Here is a 5,262-nt window from a genome sequence, read left to right as displayed (position 1 = left end):
GGGGGGGGGGGGGGGGGGGGGGCGACGCTCCATGAAGCCTGGGATCGTCAGGGGCTGATGGGGCCGGCAATCCGTCCGATTCAGCAGGGCGTCAGCCGGGCGGGCAACGCGGTAACCGTGCTGGTGACGCCTGGCGACAACTGGATGTTTCATGTGGCGGTCGAGCAGTGCCACGCCGGCGATATTCTGGTGGTGGCCCCGACCTCGCCGTGCGGCGATGGCTTCTTCGGCGATCTACTGGCGACGTCTCTACAATCGCGCGGCGTGGTCGGGCTGGTGGGCGATATCGGCATTCGTGATTCGCAAACGTTGCGGGAAATGGGATTCGCCGTCTGGTCCCGTCAGGTTTATGCCCAGGGGACGGTGAAAGAGAGCCTCGGTTCGGTTAACGTCCCGGTGATATGCGCAGGTCAGCTTGTACAGCCGGGCGATGTCGTAGTGGCCGACGACGATGGCGTCGTGGTGCTGCCTCACGCCCGGGTCCGTGATGTGCTCCATAAAGCGGAAGCCCGCATGAGCAATGAGCTTGCGAAACGTGAGCGGATGCGCAATGGCGAGTTGGGGCTGGATATTTACGCTATGCGTCCGCGTCTGGCGGAAAAGGGCCTGCGGTATTACGACCGCGCAGACGAGGTGGAGGAATAAATGGCGCAACGCGGAATCCCCTGTCTATGGATGCGCGGCGGCACCTCTAAAGCGGCCTGTTTTCTGGCCGACGATCTGCCTGCCGATCCGGTGCGACGTGATGCGGTGCTGCTGGCGGTGATGGGCTCGCCTGATCCCCGGCAAATTGACGGGATCGGCGGCGCCGATCCGCTGACCAGCAAAGTGGCGATTATCCGCCGCTCCGCACGGCCTGACGCCGATGTGGACTATCTGTTTGCCCAGGTGAACGTGGCGGCGGCTACCGTGGATTATGGCCAAAACTGCGGCAATATTCTCGCCGCCGTTGGCCCTTTCGCCATCGAGCGCGGTCTGGTTCGCCACGATGCGCCGCTCACTCGGGTGCGTATTTTTATGGAGAACACGGGGCAACTGGCGGTGGCAGAGATCCCCTGCGATGCCGACGGGGTCAACTACGTCGGCGAGAGCAGTATCGATGGCGTGCCGGGCTGCGCCAGCCCGATCCTGCTCCATTTTCTTGATGTCGCCGGCTCCAGCTGCGGGGCGCTGCTGCCGACCGGCCGGGTTCGTGACCGTTTTGACGGCGTCGAGGTGACCTGCATCGATAACGGAATGCCGGTGATCCTGCTGCGCGCGTGCGACCTCGGTTGCACCGGCTATGAGACGCGCGAACAGCTGGATAATGACGACGCGCTTAAACGTCGCCTGGAGTCGATTCGCCTGCAGGCCGGGCCGCTGATGCAGCTTGGCGACGTCAGCCAGCGCACGGTGCCCAAGATGACCCTGATCGCCGAGCCGCGACACGGCGGCGCCATCAGCAGCCGCACCTTTATCCCCCACCGCTGCCACGCGTCGATCGGCGTATTTGGCGCGGTGAGCGTGGCCAGCGCTTGTCTGCTCCCCGGCTCTGTCGCGCAGGGCCTGGCGCAGGTAGCGCCAGGCGATACGCCGCTGCTCAGCGTCGAGCATCCGACAGGCGAATTTAGCGTGACGCTTCAGCTTGATGCTGACGGCGCCCTGGCTGGCTGCGGCCTGTTACGCACGGCGCGACTGCTGTTTGCTGGCGAGGTTTTTATTCCGGCCCGCGTCTGGCCGCGTGAGGAGTGATGATGACAATCGCGTTTATTGGTTTTGGCGAGGCGGGTGGCATTCTGGCGGCGGATCTGGCCCGTGAGCATGCGGTGACCATTTGGGATTGCAAGCTCAATGGCCCGGAGCGAGAGGCGATGGGCAAAAAAGCCCGTGATTCGCGCGTTCAGGTGGGAAATTCGCTGGCGCAGGCGCTGGAGGGGGCCACGCTGGTTTTTTCTACTGTGACCGCCGGTGAGGCGCTAAAGGTGGCGCAGCAGGCGGCCGCGCTGCTGCAGCCGGGACAATATTTCCTCGATCTCAACTCCGTGGCGCCGGAGACGAAACGGCAGGCGGCTGAACATTTTCTGCCGGGCGCCTACATCGATGTCGCGGTGATGGCGCCGGTACCGCCGGCCCGATTGCAGACACCGTTATTGATCGGCGGGCCGCAGGCGGAGGCGATCGCGCCGCGTCTGCAGGGGCTGGGGCTGAATGCCCGCTATGGCGCCAGTACGGTGGGCCAGGTGTCGGCGATAAAAATGTGCCGTAGCGTGATGATCAAAGGTCTTGAAGCGCTTACCACAGAATGCCTGTTCGCGGCTCGTGAATACGGCGTTGAGGAGGAGGTGCTTAGCTCCTTGCATCATAGTTTCCCCTCTCTGGGCTGGACAGGCGCGTTCCCCGACTATCTGATCAGCCGGGTGGCGGAACATGGCATTCGGCGCAGCGAAGAGATGGAGGAGGTGGTGAAAACCCTGCGTGACGTGGGGAGCGTCGGGATAATGAGCGAGGCGATCGCGAAAAGCCAGCGCCAGCTGCCGGAGCAGATGGCCGCCCGTAGCCTGAGCTACAGGCAGCTTATGCCGTTTGACTGGAAAACGCTGGTCGCGAGGCTGAAATAACCGCTATTTGGCCGGACAGACGATTTTGTCGATTGCGGCCTGGTAGCTTTTCTGGTTATTGCGCTCCTTCGCCAGCGTTGCTTCGCGGACCGCGTTCTTGTTACCGTCGGTCGCCAGCACTTTATTGGCAAAATCGTTGTCGCTGAGGTGGCTTGCTGGCGCGCATTTTTCCTTCACCGCTTTGAGCACCTGCTGTTTTTGCTGCTCGAACTGCAGGCTTTGCAGCGGTGATTCGGCCCACGCCGACGTGGCGCTCAGGGCGGTGACCAGGCATACCATCCAACATGCTTTCATCAGGCTTCTCCTTCCGTAATCGCTTCCGTCAACTATATGCGCAGGCGGGAAAACACGCAAATAGTGGTCAGTTTAACTTATTGAAAATGCGCTTTTTATCGCCTGCTCAGGCGGCTCTCACCCGCCGCCGCGAGTCGATGGCGATCAGCACCACCGACGCGAGGATCAGCAGAGTGCCCAGCCAGTCCGGCAGCGTGAAGGTGATCCCCAGCAGCAGGAGCGACAGCAGGGCGCTGCTCAGCGGTTCGGCGCAGCTGAGGATCCCGGCCTTTGCGCCGCCAATCTTCTGCGCGCCGTTGAGATAGAGGCTGAAGGTCAGCGAAGTACCGATCACCACCAGGTAGAAAAAAGCTAACAGCAGGCTGCCGTTAACCACAAAATCGGTGCCCTGGCCGCCGTAAAACGGCAATAGCATCGCGCCGCCGAACAGCATGCTCCAGCCGACGATGGGCAGCGTCCCGTAGCGGGCAATCAGCGTTGAAGGATAGGTGGTATAAAACGCGGCGGCAAACGCCGAGGCGATCCCCCAGAACAGCGCCGCCGGCGAAATCGACAGCGTCGTTGGGTTGCCGTGGGTCACCAGCAGAAAGGTGCCCGCCAGCGAGGTGCAGATAGCCCCCAGCACCAGCGGAGTGGGACGCGCTTTGCGGGCGAGGGCGAACCAGGCGACGATGATCGTCGGCGACAGAAACTGCAGCACCGTGGCCGTGGCGGCATTGGATTTTTCAATGGTCATCAGAAAGGTGAACTGCACGGTTAGCGCGCCAAACAGCGAGAAAAACAGCAGGCTTAGGGCGTCGCGGCGGTTTTGCAGCACGCGGAAAATGCGGTCGCCGTGAACAAAGCCGAGCATCAGCAGGATCAGCCCGGCGAACAGCAGACGCGTCATGGTCAGAAACGGCGACGACATCTGGCTTTCCTGCATAATAAATTGCGCACACACCCCGGAACTGCCCCACAGCACGGCGGCAATCAGTACGTTCAGCATCCCTTTTTTGCTGGAGCCCATCTTTTCCTCAAGCGAAATATGACAAAGGGGAATCATAGCATGCGCGCGCCCGGGCGGCGGGGCAGGAAATGGTAGTCGGGCGCGGCGGCGTAACTATTTTGCAGGCCCGGTAAGGCGAAGCCGCCGCCGGGCATTAACCGATAGTCGCGTTCTAGCTTAAATCGACATTTTTACTGCCGAACAGCCAGGTGAGGACAAAGCCGCACAGGTAGGAGACCGCCAGCCCGCCGACGTAGACCGCCATCCCGGCGTAAATTCCGCTGCCGGAGGTCATCAGCGGCAGCGCCACCAGACCGGACGGGCCGAACACCGTGTTCAGGCCGACCGGCAGCCCCAGCCAGGCGATCAGTCCGACGAAGAACCCGCCGCAGGCGCCGCCGAGGCAGGCGGTGACAAACGGCTTCATCCGCGGCAGGGTGACGCCGTAGATCAGCGGCTCGCCAATCCCGAGGAAGCCCGGAATAATCGCCCCTTTAATCTGGGTTCGCAGCAGCGAATCGCGCTTCGCCCGCCAGAACAGCGCCAGCGCCGCCCCCACCTGCCCGGCCCCGGCCATCGCCAGGATCGGGAACAGCGAGTTAAAGCCCTGGGCGTCCACCAGCGCAAAATAGACCGGGACAAACCCCTGATGGACGCCAAACATCACCGCCAGCAGGAACAGGCCGGCCAGCACCGCCGAGCCAAACGGGTTGCCGTTAAGATGCAGGAACAGCCATGACATGCCGGTAAACAACCAGCCGCCAATCGGCATGATCACCGTAAAGGTCACCGCGCCCATGATCAGCAGCGTCACCGCCGAAGTGAGGATCATATCGAGGTTGGCCGGCATCACCCGCCGCACCTGGCGTTCAACCCACGCGCCAAGGATAGCGGCGATCAGTACGCCGATGATATTGCCGCGCGGATCGATGCCATGGCCGAAGAAGGTGGAAATGCCGGCGTAGAAGCCGCTGGTTGCCTCCGGGTTGTAGCCCAGCACGAACAGCGAGGCGATAATCGCGCCGTTCACGCCGGAGCCGCCGAACGCCTTCTGCGCGTTATAGCCAATCAGAATACTCAGAAAGGTGAACATCCCTTTGCTGAAGACCTTCATATAGCCAATCAGCGCCACCAGGCTGGCGTTCGGATGGGCGTTCTCCAGTACGAAAACCTGTTCCGCCAGGGTGGCGAAGCCCAGCAGCAGCCCGACGGCGATAAAGCCGGGGATCAGCGGCGTAAAGATGGTGGCGAATTTGGCGAGAAACTTCTGCACCGCGCTGGTCTGCCTGCCCTTCAGCGCCTGCTTTTTCTCCGCCGCGACGTCGGCCAGCGGCGGCCCCCCGGGGGGGGGGGGGGCGCGGCGCCCGGCTGGGCCGCGGCGGC

The 5,262-nt window shown here is 62.7% G+C and carries 5 protein-coding genes and 1 pseudogene; 3 read left to right on the top strand and 3 right to left on the bottom strand.

Annotated features, from left to right (window positions below; genetic code table 11):
• From HMPREF9538_RS13385 to HMPREF9538_RS13395, 3 genes are all read left to right on the top strand, one after another.
• The coding region (locus HMPREF9538_RS13385; RefSeq protein ID WP_009485164.1) for a 4-carboxy-4-hydroxy-2-oxoadipate aldolase/oxaloacetate decarboxylase at window positions 1-645 on the top strand (645 nt) is incomplete at its 5' end.
• On the top strand, window positions 646-1,731 hold the full coding sequence (locus HMPREF9538_RS13390) for a 4-oxalomesaconate tautomerase (RefSeq protein WP_009485163.1): 1,086 nt from the start codon (window positions 646-648) through the stop codon (window positions 1,729-1,731).
• Between the two features lie 2 nt (window positions 1,732-1,733).
• The gene (locus tag HMPREF9538_RS13395) at window positions 1,734-2,597 is read left to right on the top strand and encodes an NAD(P)-dependent oxidoreductase (protein WP_020316812.1); all 864 of its coding nucleotides are present in this window, start codon (window positions 1,734-1,736) and stop codon (window positions 2,595-2,597) included.
• Between the two features lie 3 nt (window positions 2,598-2,600).
• On the opposite strand, the gene HMPREF9538_RS13400 is transcribed toward HMPREF9538_RS13395, so the two are convergent.
• The 3 genes and pseudogenes from HMPREF9538_RS13400 to murP form a co-directional block, all read right to left on the bottom strand.
• Entirely contained in the window at window positions 2,601-2,891 is a 291-nt protein-coding gene (locus tag HMPREF9538_RS13400) for a YicS family protein (protein WP_002923120.1), read from the bottom strand.
• 106 nt (window positions 2,892-2,997) lie between these two features.
• Window positions 2,998-3,900: a DMT family transporter gene (locus HMPREF9538_RS13405; RefSeq protein ID WP_002923118.1), complete on the bottom strand. Its 903-nt coding sequence runs from the start codon at window positions 3,898-3,900 to the stop codon at window positions 2,998-3,000.
• A 151-nt stretch (window positions 3,901-4,051) separates the two neighbouring features.
• Window positions 4,052-5,262, bottom strand: a pseudogene (gene murP / locus HMPREF9538_RS13410) (PTS N-acetylmuramic acid transporter subunit IIBC); the annotation flags it as partial.

Origin of the sequence: Klebsiella sp. MS 92-3 (assembly GCF_000195655.1) — a bacterium.
GTDB classification, from domain to species: Bacteria; Pseudomonadota; Gammaproteobacteria; order Enterobacterales; family Enterobacteriaceae; genus Klebsiella; species Klebsiella pneumoniae.
Note: the sequence above shows the minus strand (reverse complement) of the source record. Positions and strands in the feature narration are given on the sequence as shown.